18 protein-coding genes, 1 tRNA gene and 1 pseudogene are annotated in these 16,238 nt (G+C 69.1%); 3 read left to right on the top strand and 17 right to left on the bottom strand.

Annotated features, from left to right (window positions below; translation table 11 throughout):
- Positions 1 to 125 (bottom strand): annotated as a pseudogene (locus AC30N0_RS17165) (transcriptional regulator); the annotation flags it as partial.
- Between the two features lie 121 nt (positions 126 to 246).
- Here AC30N0_RS17165 and AC30N0_RS17160 point away from each other — a divergent pair.
- Positions 247 to 2,058 carry a GAF domain-containing protein gene (locus AC30N0_RS17160; protein ID WP_489519110.1) on the top strand — a complete coding sequence of 604 codons (1,812 nt, stop codon included), beginning with the start codon at positions 247 to 249 and terminating at the stop codon, positions 2,056 to 2,058.
- A 111-nt stretch (positions 2,059 to 2,169) separates the two neighbouring features.
- On the opposite strand, the gene AC30N0_RS17155 is transcribed toward AC30N0_RS17160, so the two are convergent.
- The 11 genes from AC30N0_RS17155 to AC30N0_RS17105 all read right to left on the bottom strand — a co-directional run bounded on the left by AC30N0_RS17155 (position 2,170) and on the right by AC30N0_RS17105 (position 10,270).
- Positions 2,170 to 2,628: a carboxymuconolactone decarboxylase family protein gene (locus AC30N0_RS17155; protein ID WP_489519109.1), complete on the bottom strand. Its 459-nt coding sequence runs from the start codon at positions 2,626 to 2,628 to the stop codon at positions 2,170 to 2,172.
- 16 nt (positions 2,629 to 2,644) lie between these two features.
- Positions 2,645 to 3,508, bottom strand: a complete 864-nt coding sequence (locus AC30N0_RS17150; protein WP_489519108.1) for an alpha/beta fold hydrolase — start codon at positions 3,506 to 3,508, stop codon at positions 2,645 to 2,647.
- Between the two features lie 14 nt (positions 3,509 to 3,522).
- On the bottom strand, positions 3,523 to 4,794 hold the full coding sequence (locus AC30N0_RS17145) for a TRAP transporter large permease (RefSeq protein ID WP_489519107.1): 1,272 nt from the start codon (positions 4,792 to 4,794) through the stop codon (positions 3,523 to 3,525).
- Positions 4,791 to 5,336 carry a TRAP transporter small permease gene (locus AC30N0_RS17140; protein WP_489519106.1) on the bottom strand — a complete coding sequence of 182 codons (546 nt, stop codon included), beginning with the start codon at positions 5,334 to 5,336 and terminating at the stop codon, positions 4,791 to 4,793. The genes AC30N0_RS17145 and AC30N0_RS17140 overlap by 4 nt, the downstream gene beginning before the upstream one ends.
- Positions 5,337 to 5,338: 2 nt before the next feature.
- Positions 5,339 to 6,346: a TRAP transporter substrate-binding protein gene (locus AC30N0_RS17135; protein WP_489519105.1), complete on the bottom strand. Its 1,008-nt coding sequence runs from the start codon at positions 6,344 to 6,346 to the stop codon at positions 5,339 to 5,341.
- A gap of 45 nt (positions 6,347 to 6,391) precedes the next feature.
- Entirely contained in the window at positions 6,392 to 7,075 is a 684-nt protein-coding gene (locus tag AC30N0_RS17130) for a cupin domain-containing protein (protein ID WP_489519104.1), read from the bottom strand.
- A 14-nt stretch (positions 7,076 to 7,089) separates the two neighbouring features.
- The gene (locus AC30N0_RS17125; protein WP_489519103.1) at positions 7,090 to 7,362 is read right to left on the bottom strand and encodes a CDGSH iron-sulfur domain-containing protein; all 273 of its coding nucleotides are present in this window, start codon (positions 7,360 to 7,362) and stop codon (positions 7,090 to 7,092) included.
- A 70-nt stretch (positions 7,363 to 7,432) separates the two neighbouring features.
- Entirely contained in the window at positions 7,433 to 8,200 is a 768-nt protein-coding gene (locus tag AC30N0_RS17120; RefSeq protein ID WP_489519102.1) for a 2-keto-4-pentenoate hydratase, read from the bottom strand.
- The gene (mhpD, locus tag AC30N0_RS17115; RefSeq protein WP_489519101.1) at positions 8,197 to 9,006 is read right to left on the bottom strand and encodes a 2-keto-4-pentenoate hydratase; all 810 of its coding nucleotides are present in this window, start codon (positions 9,004 to 9,006) and stop codon (positions 8,197 to 8,199) included. Before mhpD ends, AC30N0_RS17120 begins: the two co-directional genes overlap by 4 nt.
- On the bottom strand, positions 9,003 to 9,242 hold the full coding sequence (locus AC30N0_RS17110; RefSeq protein ID WP_489519100.1) for a tautomerase family protein: 240 nt from the start codon (positions 9,240 to 9,242) through the stop codon (positions 9,003 to 9,005). Before AC30N0_RS17110 ends, mhpD begins: the two co-directional genes overlap by 4 nt.
- Positions 9,243 to 9,247: 5 nt before the next feature.
- Positions 9,248 to 10,270 (bottom strand): Bug family tripartite tricarboxylate transporter substrate binding protein, encoded by a 1,023-nt coding sequence (locus AC30N0_RS17105; RefSeq protein ID WP_489519099.1) that lies wholly within the window; start codon positions 10,268 to 10,270, stop codon positions 9,248 to 9,250.
- A gap of 92 nt (positions 10,271 to 10,362) precedes the next feature.
- On the opposite strand from AC30N0_RS17105, the gene AC30N0_RS17100 reads away from it, so the two are divergent.
- Both AC30N0_RS17100 and AC30N0_RS17095 read left to right on the top strand, forming a co-directional pair.
- Positions 10,363 to 11,277 carry a LysR family transcriptional regulator gene (locus tag AC30N0_RS17100; RefSeq protein ID WP_489519098.1) on the top strand — a complete coding sequence of 305 codons (915 nt, stop codon included), beginning with the start codon at positions 10,363 to 10,365 and terminating at the stop codon, positions 11,275 to 11,277.
- Positions 11,274 to 12,215 carry a dioxygenase family protein gene (locus tag AC30N0_RS17095; RefSeq protein WP_489519097.1) on the top strand — a complete coding sequence of 314 codons (942 nt, stop codon included), beginning with the start codon at positions 11,274 to 11,276 and terminating at the stop codon, positions 12,213 to 12,215. Before AC30N0_RS17100 ends, AC30N0_RS17095 begins: the two co-directional genes overlap by 4 nt.
- 281 nt (positions 12,216 to 12,496) lie before the next feature.
- On the opposite strand, the gene AC30N0_RS17090 is transcribed toward AC30N0_RS17095, so the two are convergent.
- The 5 genes from AC30N0_RS17090 to AC30N0_RS17070 form a co-directional block, all read right to left on the bottom strand.
- Positions 12,497 to 12,587 (bottom strand) — tRNA-Ser (locus tag AC30N0_RS17090).
- Between the two features lie 93 nt (positions 12,588 to 12,680).
- Complete coding sequence (locus tag AC30N0_RS17085) at positions 12,681 to 13,514, bottom strand: 2-keto-4-pentenoate hydratase (RefSeq protein ID WP_489519096.1); 834 nt, start codon at positions 13,512 to 13,514, stop codon at positions 12,681 to 12,683.
- On the bottom strand, positions 13,511 to 14,818 hold the full coding sequence (gene serS, locus AC30N0_RS17080) for a serine--tRNA ligase (protein WP_489519095.1): 1,308 nt from the start codon (positions 14,816 to 14,818) through the stop codon (positions 13,511 to 13,513). The genes AC30N0_RS17085 and serS overlap by 4 nt, the downstream gene beginning before the upstream one ends.
- A 58-nt stretch (positions 14,819 to 14,876) precedes the next feature.
- Complete coding sequence (ispH, locus tag AC30N0_RS17075; RefSeq protein ID WP_489519094.1) at positions 14,877 to 15,833, bottom strand: 4-hydroxy-3-methylbut-2-enyl diphosphate reductase; 957 nt, start codon at positions 15,831 to 15,833, stop codon at positions 14,877 to 14,879.
- Positions 15,830 to 16,238 (bottom strand): FKBP-type peptidyl-prolyl cis-trans isomerase (locus AC30N0_RS17070; protein WP_489519093.1); only part of this gene is annotated, 409 nt, incomplete at its 5' end. The genes ispH and AC30N0_RS17070, both read right to left, overlap by 4 nt.

Raw genomic sequence — 16,238 nt, 5'->3', positions numbered from 1 at the left:
AGCCCCTCGGCCATCGCACCCGGCGTCAGGCCGCAAGCGCCTCGCACGACCAGGGCCCGGAAGACCTGAAGGCGGATGGGCTGCGCGAGTGCCGCGAGCGACTGGACGACATCTCTCTCTTCCATGATTCAAGTGTACTCGAAACGTGGAGGTGGCGTTCATTGCCCTTCGGCGAATATTGGGCTAGAAGAGTGGCCTGGCCTGGCCTGGCGACCGGCGAACCTGAAGGGCGAAAGGAAGGCAACGATGCGTATCCACTTCTGGGGCACACGAGGTTCGATCCCCAAGCCCGGGCCCGACACCGTCCGCTACGGCGGCAACACGTCATGTGTCGAGGTGCGCACGGAAAGCGGCGTCTTGATCCTCCTCGACTGCGGCACCGGCGCACACGGGCTCGGCCAGGCGCTGATCGCAGAGAAGGAAGGCCCGCGGCGTGGGCACGTGTTCATCAGCCACACCCATTGGGACCATATCCAGGGCCTGCCGTTCCTGGCGCCGCTCTTCGATCCTCGATTCGAATGGGACATCTATGGCCCGCGCGGCCTGGGTCCTACCCTGCGGGAGTCGCTCGCCGGGCAGATGCAATACACGTACTTCCCGATCACCCTGGAGCAGTTCGCCGCCAAGGTGCGCTACCACGACCTCGTGGAAGGAACGGTTCAGATCGACGACGTGCGGGTGCGAACGCACTACATGAACCATCCGGCGCTGACTCTCGGCTACCGCATCGAAGCGGACCATGCAACGCTCGTCTACGCCACCGACCATGAGCCGCACTCGCCCGCACTCGCCCATGGCGAAAGGCCGCCGCAGGGTGCCGACGAGTGCCGCTACGCCGAGTTCGTGGCGAACGCCGACCTGCTGATCCACGACGCCCAGTTCACGGAGGAGGAGTACGACCGCTATCGAGGCTGGGGCCACAGTCCGGTCGAGTTCGCGATCGACATCGCCGCCGCGGGCCGGGTGCGCCAGCTGGCGCTCTATCACCACGATCCGATGCGCAACGACGCCGCTGTCGACCGCATCGTGGAGCGCGCGCAGCAGCGTGCGGCGGGCACGGGGGTCGAGGTCTTCGCCGCCGCCGAAGGCATGCAGATCGTGCTCGCGCCCCGGGGCATCGCCGGCGATACCGCGGAGCCGGCCAACGCCGCGACGGCGGAAGTCGGGCCGGGCCCCGGCGAACTCGTGGCCTTGCTGGCCACGAGCGCGCCTGCGGGACAGGTTCTCGCCGCCGCGATCGAGGCAGATGGCGGCCGACTGCTGCAGGCTGACGGGGCGGAGCAGCTGCTGTTGCTGGCCGTTCGGGAGCGACCGTCGGTGATCTTCATCCAGCGCGAGTTGGCGGGCGGCGACGAGCTCCGGATGTGCCGCACGCTGCGCGCCCTCGATCGGTCCGAAGCGACGGCGCCGGCGATCGTGATCGTGTCCTCGCGTCAGGGAGACATCGACGTCGACGCAGGCGCGGCCGCGGGCGCGACCGACTGGCTGCTCTGGCCGTTCAAGGAAAGCTACGCGCGCACACGCCTGCATCGGTGGGCGCTGCGCCAGGCGTGCAGGTGGCTGGCAGCCCCGGTGCCCGAAGGCGAAGAGCAACGCCTGCGCGCCTTGCACGACCTGAAGGTACTCGACACGCCTCCCGAAGAGCGCTTCGATCGCGTCACGCGCATCGCGGCCCAGCTCTTCGGCGTCTCGACGGCCGTCGTCAGCCTGGTCGCCCGCGACCGACAGTGGTTCAAGTCGAAGGTGGGCTTCGATGCCGACGAGACACCGCGGGAGCTGTCGTTCTGTGCTCACGCGATCCTGGAGCCCGGCGTGATGCAGGTTCCCGACGCCCTGCAGGACCCCCGCTTCGCGGACAACCCGCTCGTGACCGGCTCCTCGCGGGTGAGGTTCTACGCTGGAGCACCGATTGCCGCCCCCGACGGCAGTATGGTGGGAAGCCTCTGCATCATCGACCACCGCGCCCGGCAGCTCGACGCCGATCAACTGGTACTGCTGCAGGACCTCGCCAAGCTCGTGGAGACTGAACTCTCGGCTCCTCTTCGGCAAGGGGCCTGAGGCGGTGACGCCACGCGGCGGGCCGGGCCGTGGCCCACCGCGCTCCGGTTGTCGAACAGGCGCCCGCTCACGGCAGGCACGAACTTGCCGCCGATGAGTTCGGCGTGTCCTTCACCGTCGCTCCGCCTTCTCGTTCTGCTGCACTTCGCGCTGGGCGATGTTGGCGAGCGTTTCCGCACCCCGGTTTGCCGCCGAAAGCCCCCTGAACAGGAAGCAGAGATTGATCACGTCCTGCATCTCGGCCCAGCTCGCGCCGGCGCGCCGCGCCGCGATGCCGTGCAGGACCGCGGCGTCGCTCATGTCCATGAGGAGCATGCCGAAGAGCATGAGCTGCGCCGTCTTGACGTCGAAGCTCTTCGGGTACATGGCGTGCTCGCGCATCTTCTCCTGCAGGTCGACCATCGTCGGGTCGAGCGCGCCGGTCACATGGATGCGCGCCTCGATGCGCGGCGGAACGAATCCGAGCAGCTCCTCGTAGATGCGGCCGCGCTCGGCGGCTGTGGTGTTCTTGTCGCTGTACTCGCCGATGCTCTTCTGGACAGCGTCGAGGTTGATGCGTGCGGGAAGCATGGTGTCTCCTTCGTGGTCATGCGCCGCAGCGCGGTTCGGCGAGAAACCCGGTGACGAGGCGCACGAACCGCCCCGCCTGCTCGATCTGGGTCCAGTGGCCGCAACGGCCGAAGACGTGCAGCTGCGAGCGCGGGATCCACTGCGCCAGCGTCAGCGAGGTCGACAGCGGCACGACCCGGTCCTCGCGGCCGTGGATCACCAGCGCTTCGTGCGGCAAGGCGCGGATGTCCGATTCCCGGCTCGTCAGGGCCACGACGCCGGCCTGGCGGGGCTGCGGAAACATGGCCGCGAACGCCTCCTGCACGCCGGGCCGGATGCTCGCCTTGTAGCGAAGCTCGGCCAACTCGTCGCTCACCAGCGAACGATCGAAGGCGAAGATGTCGAGGAGCTTCCTCATGTTGGCGATCGACGGCGTGTAGCCCCAGACCGCGTCCAGGCCCGGCGTGAGTTCGAAGGGAACGCCGGTGCTGCCCATGAGGATCAGGCGGCCGACGCGCCCGGGATGCCGGATCGCCACCGCGAGGGCGAGCGCACCGCCGAAGGAATTCCCGACGATGTCGGCCTGCGCGATGTCGAGCGCATCGAGCAGCCCGACCAGCTGGCGCACCCAGGTGTCCATGTCGTAGCGCACGCCGGCCGGCCGCTCGCTGAAGCCGAAGCCGACCATATCGGGCGCGATGACGCGATGGTGGCGAGCCAGCTCCGGGATCGTCAGGCGCCAGTTGGCCCAGGCGCTGACGCCCGGCCCCGAGCCGTGGACCAGCAGCACCGGCGACCCGCTGCCGCGTTCGTGCAGGTTGACGGCGTGGCCGTGCACCTGGACCGAGCTGCCGATCTCGGGGTTGGTGGCGGCGCTGGCCGCGGGGACAGGCTGGTTCATGGCGCGAATTCGGGTCAGAGGAAGCGAAGGATCGCCAGAGAGAGGAAGGGCACGTAGGTGACGACCAGGAGAGCCGCGATGGCGACGACGATGAACGGGCCGACACCGGCGTAGAGCGTGCGCAGCGGCAGCCGGAACACCGCCTGTCCGACGAAGAGGTTGACGCCGAAGGGTGGCGTGAAGGTGCCGATGCTCAGGTTCATCACCAGGACGACGCCGAAGTGGATCGGGTTGACGCCGAGCGCGGTGACCAGCGGCAGCAGCAGGGGCGTGAAGACCAGGATCGACGACGCCGTGTCGAGCACGCAGCCGACCGCGAGCAGCAGCACGGTGATCGCCAGGAGCACGGCCCACGCCGGCACATCGAGGCCGGTGACGGTTCCGGCGAGCGCCTGCGGGACGCCGTTGACCGTGAGCAGCCACGAGTACACGCCGGCGACGGCGACGATCACGAAGACCTGGGCCGTCAGGTACATCGAGCGCGAGGCCGACGCGAAGATGTCGCGCCAGCCCATTTCGCGGTAGACGAGACCGACGACGACCAGCGCGTAGATGCAGGCGATGCCGGCTGCCTCGGTGGCGGAGAACATTCCCGAGTAGATGCCGCCGAGCACGGCCACCGGCGCAGCGATCGACCAGATGCCATCGCGCGTCGCCGCCAAGAATTCCTTCAGGCTGAAGGGCTGGCCCCGGCCTTCCTTGCTGCGGCCTGCATACCACCAGATGTACGCGCCGAAGAACAGGGCCAGCACGAGCCCGGGCACGATCCCGGCGGCAAACAGGCGGACGATCGAGGTGTCGGAAGAGATGGCGTAAAGGATGAAGCCGACGGAGGGCGGGATCAGGTTGTCCATGGCCGCTGCCGAGACGAGCAGGCCGGAGGAGAAGCGGTCCGAATAACCCGCCTCGCGCATCTTGTCGTAGGTCAGGCCACCGACCGCGGCGACGGTCGCTGCGGTCGAGCCGGAGACGGCACTGAAGATCACGGTCGTGCCGAGGGCGGTGAACGGCAAGGCGCCGCGGATGTCGCCGAGCATCGACGTGACCCAGCGGATGATCCGCCGCGAGACGCCGCCGCGGCCCATGAGGTCGCCGGCGAAGATGAAGAACGGCACGGCGAGGAGCGCGAACTTGTCGATGCTGCTGAACATCACCTGGTGCAGCGCCGTGGCCGGCATGTCGCCGGCGAAGGCGACCACGGATGCAGCCGTCGCCAGCAGGACGAGGAAGAAAGGAAAGCCCATGACCATGAGGACCACGGGGAGCAGGGCCAGGGTCGCGATCACAAGGGCGGGCTCTCGGGCGCGGGGGTCGGGACGACGTTCCTGAACCGTGCACGCAGGCCGAGGGCGGCCGCGAGCGCGGTCATCGTGAAGCCGATCAGCAGCGCGGCGTGCGGGATCACCTTGGGAATGCCGGCCGCGTTCGTCACGGCACCGGTATCGGCGAACATCGTCACGATGGTCCAGGACTGCTTGGCGGTGAACAGGCAGCAGACGACGAGGCCGACCGCGATGAGCACCTGCAGCGCTCGCTGCGCCGGGCCCGGCAGGCGCGACGAGAAGAGGTCCATGCAGAGGTGCTCCTGCCGGTAGGCCACCGCGACGATGCCGATGAACACGCCCCAGATGGTCAGGTGGACCATCACTTCCTCGGCCCAGAAGATGGGCGAGCCGAAGAAGTAGCGGCCGACCACGTTGGCCCCATTGAGCGCGACGTCGACCAGCATCAGCACCCCGATGAGCGCCATCGGCAGCGACGAGAAGAGCCAGCGCCCCACGCCTTCGGCGCGCGACGGCGGGGCGAAGGCGCCCTCGGCAGGAGGCAAGCTCAGTGCTTCCGGCTCATCGCGGCGACGCGCTTGTAGAACGCGTTGACGGCCGCGTTGTCCTTGGTGACCTCTTCGCCGATCGGCTCGAACAGCTGGCGCATGCGCGCCTGGTCTTCGGGCGAGAAGCGGATCCACTCGCCGCCGACTTCGGTCCAGCGCTTGCGCATCGTCTCGTCGATGGTGCGGGACTGCGCCATCATGCGCGGCTGGATCTTCTGTCCTTCGTCGATGACGATCTGCCGCAGGTCGGCGGGCAGCTTGTTGAGGAAGGCGCGGCTGACCGCGGCCACGGACACGACCATGGTGTCGTTCGAGTCGGTCAGGACCTTGTTGATCTCGTTGAACTTGAAGTTGACGTACACCGCGGTGGCGCTCTGGGTGCCGTCGATGACGCCCTGCTGCAGGCCGGGAATCACTTCCGCCAGGTCCATCGGCACGGCCGTGCCGCCCAGCTGGCGCATCTTGGCCCGCTCGGCCGCCGTCGCGTTGACGCGGAACTTCTTGCCCTTGAAGTCGTTCAGCGTGCGCACCGGCTGGCGCCCGAAGTAGTTGGCGAACGCGAAGGTGTAGACCGAGACCACCTGCAGGTTCTTGTCGGCCCCGAGCGAGAGGATCTCCTTGTTCAGCTCCGGGTCGAGCAGCACCTTCTCCGCGTGCGTCATGTCCTTGAACAGAACCGGGATGCTGAAGATGCCGAAGCGGGGGTCGACACCGACGAAGAAGTCGGCCGGGCTGGTGAAGGCCTCGATGGTGCCGAGCTGGACGCCCTCGATCTGGCTGGCGATGGTGCCGAGCTGGTTGCGGGGGTAGAGCTTGACCTCGATGCGGCCGTTCGAGCGCGCCTCGATGCCCTCCTTCATCCAGGTCGCCCACTGATGCTGGATGTCGTTCATCGTGCCGAAGCCGATCTTCATGGTGAAGTCGGCGGCCCAGGCGGGGGCCGCGCACGCCGCAGCCAGGGCCAGGCCGGCGCCGAGTCGGCGCAGGGTCTGCAAGGTGTTCTTCATCGTCGTCTCCGTCATTGTTGGAATCGGTTGCCGCCGGCGCCCGGTCTACCAGACCAGGTCGCCTTCGCGGATCAGCATCAGGCAGCCCGAGGCTTCGGTGTACGGCGCGTGCGGCACGCCGATCGGCATGCGGAACCAGGCGCCGGGCTCGTACGCCGTGTACTCGTCTTTCAGGCAACCCTCCAGCACCAGCGTCTCCTCGCCCATCGCGTGGTCGTGCGACGGGATCTTGCGGTCGGGGTGGACCCGGCCGAAACGGGAAGTCTCGACGCCGTGCATGTCGCGGTACAGGTGCAGCACGGTGGCGCCGCGGTGCGGGAAGTCGGCCCATTGCGCCGTCGAAGAATCGACGACCAGACGCTCCTTGTCCGTGGCGCGGATCGGCTGGCGGCGCTTCACGTACAACGTGCAGCCTCGAGGCGACGACAGCCGGATCTCGGCGCCCGGCGAGTTGCGGACGAAGGTGTGCGGGCCGTACTCGGCGATGCCGTCGGAGCAGGTCCCGTCGAGCACGAACAGGTCGATGCGATGGTCGAGCGTCTCGGCCGGCAGGCTGGCCCCCGGCGCGAACCTCATCAGCAGCGTCTCGCGGCCCTTGCGCGGGTCGACCACGCGCTCCAGCACCTTCTCCTCGATGCCGTCATGACCGGTGGGCTGCCACGGCATGTCGCGCGTCTGCAGGTGGACGACGGCGTTCGCCTCGGCGTTGACATTGGGCTTGGCGTTCATCGAAGGCTCCTCGATCAGAGTTTGTTGTGCGAGGCATCGCAGAAGGGAAATCGCTGCGACTGCTTGCATCCGCAGAGCAGGGCGGTCTGGTCCTTCTCCTGCGTCCAGATGATCGGCTTGATACCGGTTCTGGTGGACGTGTGCGAGCCGTCGCAGAAGGGCTGGTACTTGCTGAGGCCGCAGGCGCAGAAGGCGTAGCGGTAGCCGCCCAGCAGCTCGACGCGGTAGGGCGTGCGCGAGGCGATCGCCGGTTCGGTGGCCTCGGTCTCGGGCGGGGTGGCGCTCATGTCGGGGTCTTCCTCGGTTGCATGTTCACGATGATGGCGGTGCCGGCGCGCCGTGCCATCGGTGTCTTCGTCAGGCCTCGACCGAAAAGCCGGCGCTGCCGAGGGCTTCCATCTCCACCGAGACGTACTGCCCCGGCTTGATCCACTCCGCCGGCGTGGCGCCCCCGGCCATGACGACCCAGCCCGCCTGCAAGGGCTCGCCGGCATCGGCCGAGAGACGTGCCGCTGCCACCAGGGAACGCAGCGGATGGCCGAGGATCGCGGCCGTCGAGCCGACCTGGACGACGCGGCCGTCGATGTTCAAGGTGAGGCCCAGGTTCGAGAAGTCCTGGTCCGGCCTGCACCACGGGCCGATCACGAAACCGCTCGACGAGGCGTTGTCGGCGATGACGTCGGGCAACGAGAACTTGAAGTTGCGATAGCGCGAGTCGATGATCTCCAGGGCCGGCGCGATGGCCTCCACGGCGGCCAGCGCCTCGACCAGCGTGACCCGGCTGCCGAGCGGCTTCTTCAGCATGAAGGCAATCTCGGGCTCGACACGCGGGTGCACGTAGCGCGCGAAGCGGACCGGCGTCCCCTCCTCCACCTGCATGCCGCTGGACAGCCGCCCCCAGATCACGTCGTCGATGCCCATCTGGACCATCTTCGCCCGACTCGTGAAGCCCATCTTCACGCCGACCCGACGCTCGCCGCGCTGGATGCGGCGCTGGATCGAGGCCGCCTGGATCTGGTACGCGTCCGCCAGCGACAGCTTGCCTTCCGGGTCGATCTGGTCGACCTCGTTCGCTCCGTCGGCCGCCGCGTCGAGCAACGCCGCCAGTTCATCGATGCGGTTCATGCCGTGCTCCCCGTGCCGGCCGGCCGTTCGAAGATCGCCTTCACGGCGCCCAGCCCGTTGATCCTCGCCTCGATGACGTCGCCCGGCTGCACCGGAACCATGGGCCCCAGCGCGCCCGAGAGCACGAGGTCGCCGGCCCGCAGCGGCGAGCCGAGCCCGGCCATGGTGCGCGCCAGCCACAGCACCGCGTTGAGCGGGTTGCCGAGGCAGGCTGCGCCGGCGCCCGTCGACACCGGTTCGCCGCGCCGCGTCATGACCATGCCGCACAGGCGCAGGTCGAAGTCGGCGATCCTGCGCGGCGAGCTGCCGAGGACATAGGCGCTCGAGGAGGCGTTGTCGGCCACCGTGTCGACGAACTTGATGTTCCAGTTGGCGATCCGGCTGCCGACGATCTCGAGCGCCGGCAGGGCGTAGTCGATGGCGTTGAGGAGGTCGACCATCGACGGCGAGTCCCGGTCGAGGTCGCGGCCCATGACGAAGGCGACCTCGGCCTCGATCTTCGGCTGCTGCAGGACGGACGCGGGGATCGGCTCGCTGTCGCCGTAGCCCATGTCGTCGAACAGCATGCCGAAGTCGGGCCGGTCGACGCCGAGCTGTGCCTGGACGGATCGGGCCGTGAGGCCGATCTTGCAGCCGACCGTGCGGCGGCCCTGCTGCACGCGCCAGTCGGTGTTGAGGCGCTGGATGGCGTACGCTGCTGCAGCGTCGATGCCGGGATACGTCTCGCGAAGCGGAGCGACGAACTCGCCGGTGCGTGCGGCGTCGCGCAGGGACTGCGCTGCAGCGGCTTGCTGTTCGGGTGTCATGTCTTCTGGCCGGCGTTACTGGCCGGCATGATGGCGACGGCCTTGGCCGCGTCGATCTCGGCCCGCGTCTCGTCGCCGATGGTCCAGTGCGTCGCCGGGATCTCGTTGAGGATGACGCGGATCGTCGGCATCGGCGCGCCGAGCGACTCATGCACCGTCCGGGCGACGTCCTTGACGAAGCGCCTGAGGGTCGCCTCGTCCCGGCCCTGGATGAGAGAGATCTGAACGATCGGCATGCGGCCTACTCCGGGGTGATCCTGGCGTCGCGCACCACCTGCGCCCAGCGCCTGATCTCGCTGTCCATGAAGCTGCGGAACTGCTCGCCCTGCCAGGGCTGCAGCTGCACGCCGTGCCCGCGCAGGGCATCCTGGACCTGCTTGTCGGCGAGCGCCTTGGCGTGGGCGGAGCGCAGCTCGGCGACGATCGCCGCCGGCGTGCCCTTGGGCACGAAGACGCCGGCCCAGGTCGCCGCCTCGACGCCCTTGAAGCCGAGCTCCGCGAAGGTCGGCACGTCGGGCAGCGCGAAGTGGCGCTCGGGCGCAGCGACCGCGAGCGCCCGGAGCTTGCCGGCCTTGATGTTCGGCAGCGCGACCGAGACCGTGTCGAACATCATCGCCACGTTGCCGCCGAGCAGGTCCATCGACGCCGGCGCGCCGCCCTTGTAGGGCACGTGCAGCATCTCGACGCCGGCGGCCTTCTCGAACAGCACGCCGGCAAGGTGCAGCGAGGTGCCGGTGCCGGCCGACGCATAGGTCATGCCGCGCGCCTGCGCCTTGGCTTGCTGGACCAGCTCCGGCAGCGACTTCGCACCCTTCTCCGCATTGACGACGAGCACGTTCGGCACCGAGCCCCAGAGCGAGATCGGCTCGAAGTCCGCCACCGGGTCGTAGGGCATCCTGGCGAACAGCGCCGGGTTCGCGGCGTGCGTCGCGGACGTGCCGACCAGCAGCGTATAGCCGTCCGGCGCGGACTTGGCGACCGCGGCGGCACCGATGTTGCCGGCGGCCCCGGCGCGGTTCTCGACGATTACCGCCTGACCCAGCTCGCGGCCGAGCGCCTCGGCGACCGGCCGGGCCATGTTGTCGATGGCGCCGGCGGGCGCGAAGGGGACGACGAGGCGCACCGGCTTCTGCGCGTACCTCATCGGTGCTTGCGCCAGGGCCGAGCCGCCGGCGGCGACGGCGAGGGCAGCGATCGCAAGGCGCAGGTACGCCCGCCGCAGCAGGCAGTTCCTGCTGTTCATGGATCCGGGGTGGGTGGCCATCGCACTAGGTTAGGAACTGCAAGCGATACTGTCCAATACTCTGGATGACGAGTTTCCATACCCGCAAGGTATGGGCTCGAGAGACAAAAGCCATGGACCTGCGCCAGATGCGCTACTTCGTCGTGCTGGCCGAGGAGCTCAACTTCGGTCGGGCCGCGGCACGGCTGAAGATCGCCCAGCCGCCCCTGACGCGGCAGATCAAGGCGGTCGAAAAGCAGCTCGAGGCGACCCTGTTCATCCGCACCACCAAGGGCGTCGAGCTGACGCCGGCGGGCCGCACCCTGCTGGGCGAGCTCCCGAACATCCTGAGCCTGGCCCAGCGCGCCGAGGAGAGGACGCGCCTGGCCGGCACCGGCTTCGTCGGCGAGCTCGACGTCGGCATCTTCGGCTCGGCCGTGCTCGACGTGATCCCGCGCATCCTGGCGCGCTTCCACGAGCAGCGGCCGCAAGTGAAGATCACCCTCTTCAACCAGACCAAGGCCGAGCAGATCCAGGCCCTCAAGGAGCGCCGGATCACGGTGGGCTTCAACCGCCTGGTCCCCGACGAGCCGGAGCTGGCCGTGGAGGTCGTGCTGCGCGAGCGCATGCTCGTCGCGATGCACGAGTCGAGCCCCTTGTGCGCGAAGCGCAGCGTCTCCATCAGCGATCTCGCGGACCAGCCCATGATCCTGTACCCGAACCTGCCGCTGCCCGGCCTGGCCCAGGAGGTCGCGAACGCCTTTCAGGCCGAAGGCGCCCGCCTCGCGGTGGCGCAGCGCGTCGAGGACGTGCTCACCTGCATCGCGCTCGTCGCCAGCGGCTTCGGCTACTGCATCACGACCGAGTCGGCGGCGAATCTGAACCTGCCCGGCGTCGTCTACCGCCCGCTGCGCTCGAAGGTGCTGCGCGACATCGAGCTCAGCTGCCTGTACCGGCGAAACGACCCCTCGCCGATACTGGCCGACTTCCTGGCCCTCGTCAGAACCTTCAACGGAACCCGGCTCCGCTTGCCGCTCGGGACACCATGATCGAGACCCACGAGGACGTCACGGCCGCCGTCCTGAGCGAGCTGCAGCGCAGCCCCGACCCGCGCTTCCGGCAGATCATGTCGGCCGCCGTCCGCCACCTGCACGCCTTCGTTCGCGAGGCCGAGCTCACCGAAGCCGAGTTCCACCAGGCCTGCGCGATCGTCGCCCGGCTCGGCCAGCTGACGACCCCGTCGCACAACGAGGTCGTGCTGGGCGCCGGCTCGATGGGCGTCTCGGCACTCGTCTGCCTTCTCAACAACGGCGCGCACGGAACGCGTGAGACCACGGCAAACCTCATGGGTCCCTTCTGGCGCGACGGCGCGCCGATCACCGCGAACGGCGGGTCGATCGTGCGCTCTGAGACGCCGGGCGCGCCAATCTTCGTCAACGCCTGGGTGCGTACCCTCGATGGCCGCCCGGTGGAAGGCGCCGAGGTCCACGTCTGGCATGCCTCGGCCGAGGGCTTCTACGAGAACCAGGACCCGGCGCAGGCCGACATGAACCTGCGGGGCCGTTTCCTCACCGACGCGGCCGGACACATGGCGTTCCGCAGCGTCAAGCCCGCCGGGTATCCGATCCCCGTCGGCGGCCCGGTGGGCGACCTGCTGCGCGCCCAGGGGCGCCACAACATGCGCCCGGCGCACATCCACTTCCTGATCCGCAAGCAAGGCTTCAAGACCCAGTTCTCGCAGGTCTACTCGAGCGACGACCCGAATCTCGAAACCGATGTCCAGTTCGCCGTGACCCGAGCTCTGGTCGGCCAGTACACCCTGCACGAAGGCGAGCCGACGCCTGGCGCGGACGTCGCCGGCGCCTGGTATTCGCTCGACCACCATTTCGTCGTCGAAGCCGGGGAGGACCGGGTGCCGAAGCCGCCGATCGGCGGCCGCGCGGCGGGGGAGCGGCCGCAGCTTGCCGTGCTGAAGCGCGCAGGGTGAGCGTCGCGCGCGGGTGCTGGCGTCGGCCCGACGGCGGCAGCGGCCAGTCGTTCCGGGGGCCGGACCGGGGTGACGAAAAGCACGTCATCGCAGCGTCAAACGGAGCAACCCTATCGCTGCGCCGCTCGCGGTGCTCGCGCGCTCCGCAAACGACAGCGCTTGTGATGCGTCGGCCGCGAGCTTTCGCACGCCGCAGCGACAGGATTTGGTTTGGGAACGGAGCAGATCCGACGAAGGATCAAATAAGAAACCCGTTGAGGATCAACGAGTTGCGCGACGTTTGGTGGAGAGGGTGGGATTCGAACCCACGTTACGGTGAAACCGTAAACCAGATTTCGAGTCTGGCGCATTCGACCACTCTGCCACCTCTCCGGTCACGCGTCGGCGGGTCTGGCCGAGCGCGGAATTCTAGGGCCTGACCCCGCGCCCACCTCGGCTGCGGGCTTGCCGGGGCGTAGGGTCCGCTCAGGCCGCCGTGCGCAGGCCGGCGGGGACGAGACGGTCATCGTCGAGCCGCGTCAGCCAGTGCTCGCCCGGGCGAATCGGCGCGGCGTCGGTGATCGTGCCCGTCGAGACGATGTCGCCGGCCCGGATCGGCCATCTCTGCGCCTGCGCCGACATGGCATCGACCCACAGCCGCAGCGCGGTGAGCGGCCCGCCGAGGACGATCTCGGCTTGCCCGGTCTCGACGTCGCGGCCGTCGCAGGTCAGCGTGACCCGCAGCGCGGCGAGCTCGGGCCCGGGGTCGGCGAAGCGGGCGATCGAAACCCGCCGGCCGACGAAGAGCCTCCCGTGCAGCGCGAAGTCGACGACGGTGTCGGCGGCGCGGAAGCGCCAGTCGGCGAAGTGCGTGTGCACGATCTCGTAGCCGTGCGCGACCCAGTCGATGCAGGCGGCGAGCTCGCCTTCGCTCATGCCGGCACGCGGCGCAGTGGCGAAGCCGAACATCACCTCGGGCTCGAGGCGAGGCTGCACGAACGGCGCGAGCGACACGACGGCTTCGTTGCGCGCGGCTTCGAGCGACTCGACGGTCGTGTCCCAGATCGGCGCCCAGATGGGCGCGTGGACACCGTAGCGATCCCAGATGCCGCGGTTGGTGAAGCCGATCTTGTAGCCGCACGGCCTCTCGCCGCGGGCGATGCGCAGGCGCCGGATCTCGTCGGCGACGGCGTAGGCCCGCTCGAGCGAGAGGTTCGAGTCGACGCTGCTCGGCGTCGGCACGAGACGGGCTTCGGCCAGGGCCGAAAGCATCGCCTCGGCCTGGCTCGCAGCGGGGGACCGGGCAGGTGCGGCGCTCATGCGCGCAACTCGGCGAGGCCACCCATGTAGGGCCGCAAGACCGGCGGGATGGTGATCGAGCCATCGGCGTTCTGGAAGTTCTCGAGCACCGCGACGAGCGTCCTGCCCACCGCCAGGCCGGAGCCGTTGAGCGTGTGCACGAAGTCGTTGCGGCCGTGCGCATTCTTGAAGCGCGTCTGCATGCGCCGGGCCTGGAAGGCCTCGCAGTTCGACACCGAGCTGATCTCGCGGAACGCGTCCTGCGCCGGTACCCAGACCTCGAGGTCGTAGGTCTTCACCGCGCCGAAGCCCATGTCCCCGCTGCACAGCAGGACGACGCGGTACGGCAGCCCCAGCTTCTGCAGGATGGCCTCGGCGTGCCGCACCATCTCCTCGAGCGCGTCGAAGCTGCGCTCCGGATGGGTGATCTGCACCATCTCGACCTTGTCGAACTGATGCTGGCGGATCATGCCGCGCGTGTCGCGCCCGGCGCTGCCCGCTTCCGAGCGGAAGCACGGCGTGTGCGCGGTGAGCTTGATCGGCAGGCGCGACTCCGCGAGCAGTTCGTCGCGGACGCTGTTGGTGAGCGAGATCTCGGACGTCGAGATCAGGTACTGTTCGCCCCCGCCGCCGGGGGCCTGCGCATCGCCGCCGCGGAAGACCCAGAACATGTCGTCCCTGAACTTGGGCAGCTGGCCGGTGCCTTCCAGCACCTCGCGGTTGACGATGTAGGGCGTGTAGCACTCGACGTAGCCGTGCTCGGACGTCTGCACGTCGAGCATGAACTGGGCGATGGCGCGATGCAGCCGTGCCATCGGGCCGCGCAGGAACGAAAAGCGCGCGCCCGAGAGCTTGGCGCCGGTCTCGAAGTCGAGGCCGAGCGGCGCGCCTAGGTCGACGTGGTCGCGTGCCGGGTAATCCAGGGTGGGCGGCTCGCCCCAGCGGCGCACCTCGACGTTGCCGGCTTCGTCGGCGCCGACGGGGACGCTGGCGTCGGGAAGGTTCGGCAACGCCATCAGCTGCGCGTGCAGCTCGGCCTGGATCGCCTCCAGTCGCTCGGCCGAGCGGTCCAGCTCGGCGCCGATGCCGGCGACCTCGGCCATCGGCCCGCTCGCGTCGCCGCGCTGACTCTTCAGCCTGCCGATCTCCTTCGACAGCGCGTTGCGGCGTGCCTGCAGCTCCTCGGTGCGCGTCTGCAGCGATTTGCGCTCGCCCTCGAGCTCGCTGAAGCGGGCCACGTCGAGGAAGGGCTGCGGCGACTTGCGTGTGTCGAGGCGGGCGACGACCTGCGCCAGGTCCTTGCGCAGCAGCGTGATGTCGAGCATGGGATGGGCGGTCGCGTGGAGGCAGGAAGCCGGATTCTAGGGACCGGCCCTGTCGCGCTCAGCCCTTCACGATCCCCATCGCCCGGTCGCCCAGGCCAAACGGCAGCGGGAAGTGCACCGTCTCCGGGGTGCCTGGCAGCGTGCGCACGGAGACGGCGCCGAGCGAGCGCAGGCGCTGGATGACCTGCTGCACCAGCACCTCGGGCGCCGAGGCGCCGGCGGTCACGCCGACGCGGCGCTTGCCTTCGAACCAGGCCGGCTGCAGGTCGTCGGCAGTGTCGACCATGTAGGCATCGGCGCCGAGCCGCTCGGCGAGCTCGCGCAGCCGGTTGCTGTTCGAACTGGTCGGGCTGCCCACGACGACGAGCACGTCGACGCCTGGCGCAAGCACCTTCACCGCGTCCTGCCGGTTCTGCGTCGCGTAGCAGATGTCCTGCTGCGTGGGCTGGCGCACGTCCGGGAAGCGGCGCTGCACGGCGGCGAGGATCTCCGCGGCGTCGTCGACCGAGAGGGTCGTCTGCGTGACGACTGCGAGCGGCTGGCCCGGCGCGACCTCGACCCGGGCGACGTCGGCGACGTCCTCGACGAGGTGGATGCCGCGCTCGAGCTGGCCCATCGTGCCTTCGACCTCCGGGTGTCCCTTGTGGCCGATCATGATGAATTCGTAGCCGAGCTTGGCCAGCTTGGCGACCTCGACGTGGACCTTCGTCACCAGGGGGCAGGTCGCGTCGAACACCGAGAAGCCGCGCGCCTCGGCCTCCTGGCGCACCGCCTGCGACACGCCGTGCGCGCTGAAGACGAGCGTCGCCCCGGGCGGCACGTCGGCCAGGTCCTCGATGAAGATGGCGCCCTTCCTCTTTAGGTCGTCGACGACGTAGGTGTTGTGCACGATCTCGTGGCGAACGTAGATCGGCGCGCCGAACTTCTGCAGCGACCTTTCGACGATCTCGATCGCACGGTCGACGCCGGCGCAAAAGCCGCGCGGCTCGGCGAGGACGACTTCCTCGACGCTCACAGAATGCCGATCAGCTGGACGTCGAAGGTCACCGGCCGGCCCGCCAGCGGATGATTGAAATCGAAGACCAGCGCATCGTCGTCGATCTCGCGGACGACGCCGGCGAAGCTGCCCTGCCCGTCCGGCGTCGGGAAGCGCACCACGTCGCCGACGCGATAGTCGCGGTCGGCATCGCCGTGCTCGTCGAGCAGCGAGCGGCGTACGCGCTGCAGCAGCTCCGGGTTGCGCTCGCCGAAGGCCTCGGCCGGCCCGAGCGAGAAGGACTCGCGGCTGCCCTCGGGCAGGCCGAGCAGGCGCTCCTCCATGGCCGGCGCCAGCTCGCCGGTGCCGAGCGACAGGGTCGCCGGCTGGCTGCCGAAGGTGTCGACGAACGGCTCGCCGTCAGGGCCGCGCAGGCGGTAGTGC

It is taken from the genome of Rhizobacter sp. (assembly GCF_031412495.1).
Lineage (GTDB): Bacteria > Pseudomonadota > Gammaproteobacteria > Burkholderiales > Burkholderiaceae_C > Schlegelella_A.
This window is presented reverse-complemented; position numbering and strand designations above follow the sequence as displayed.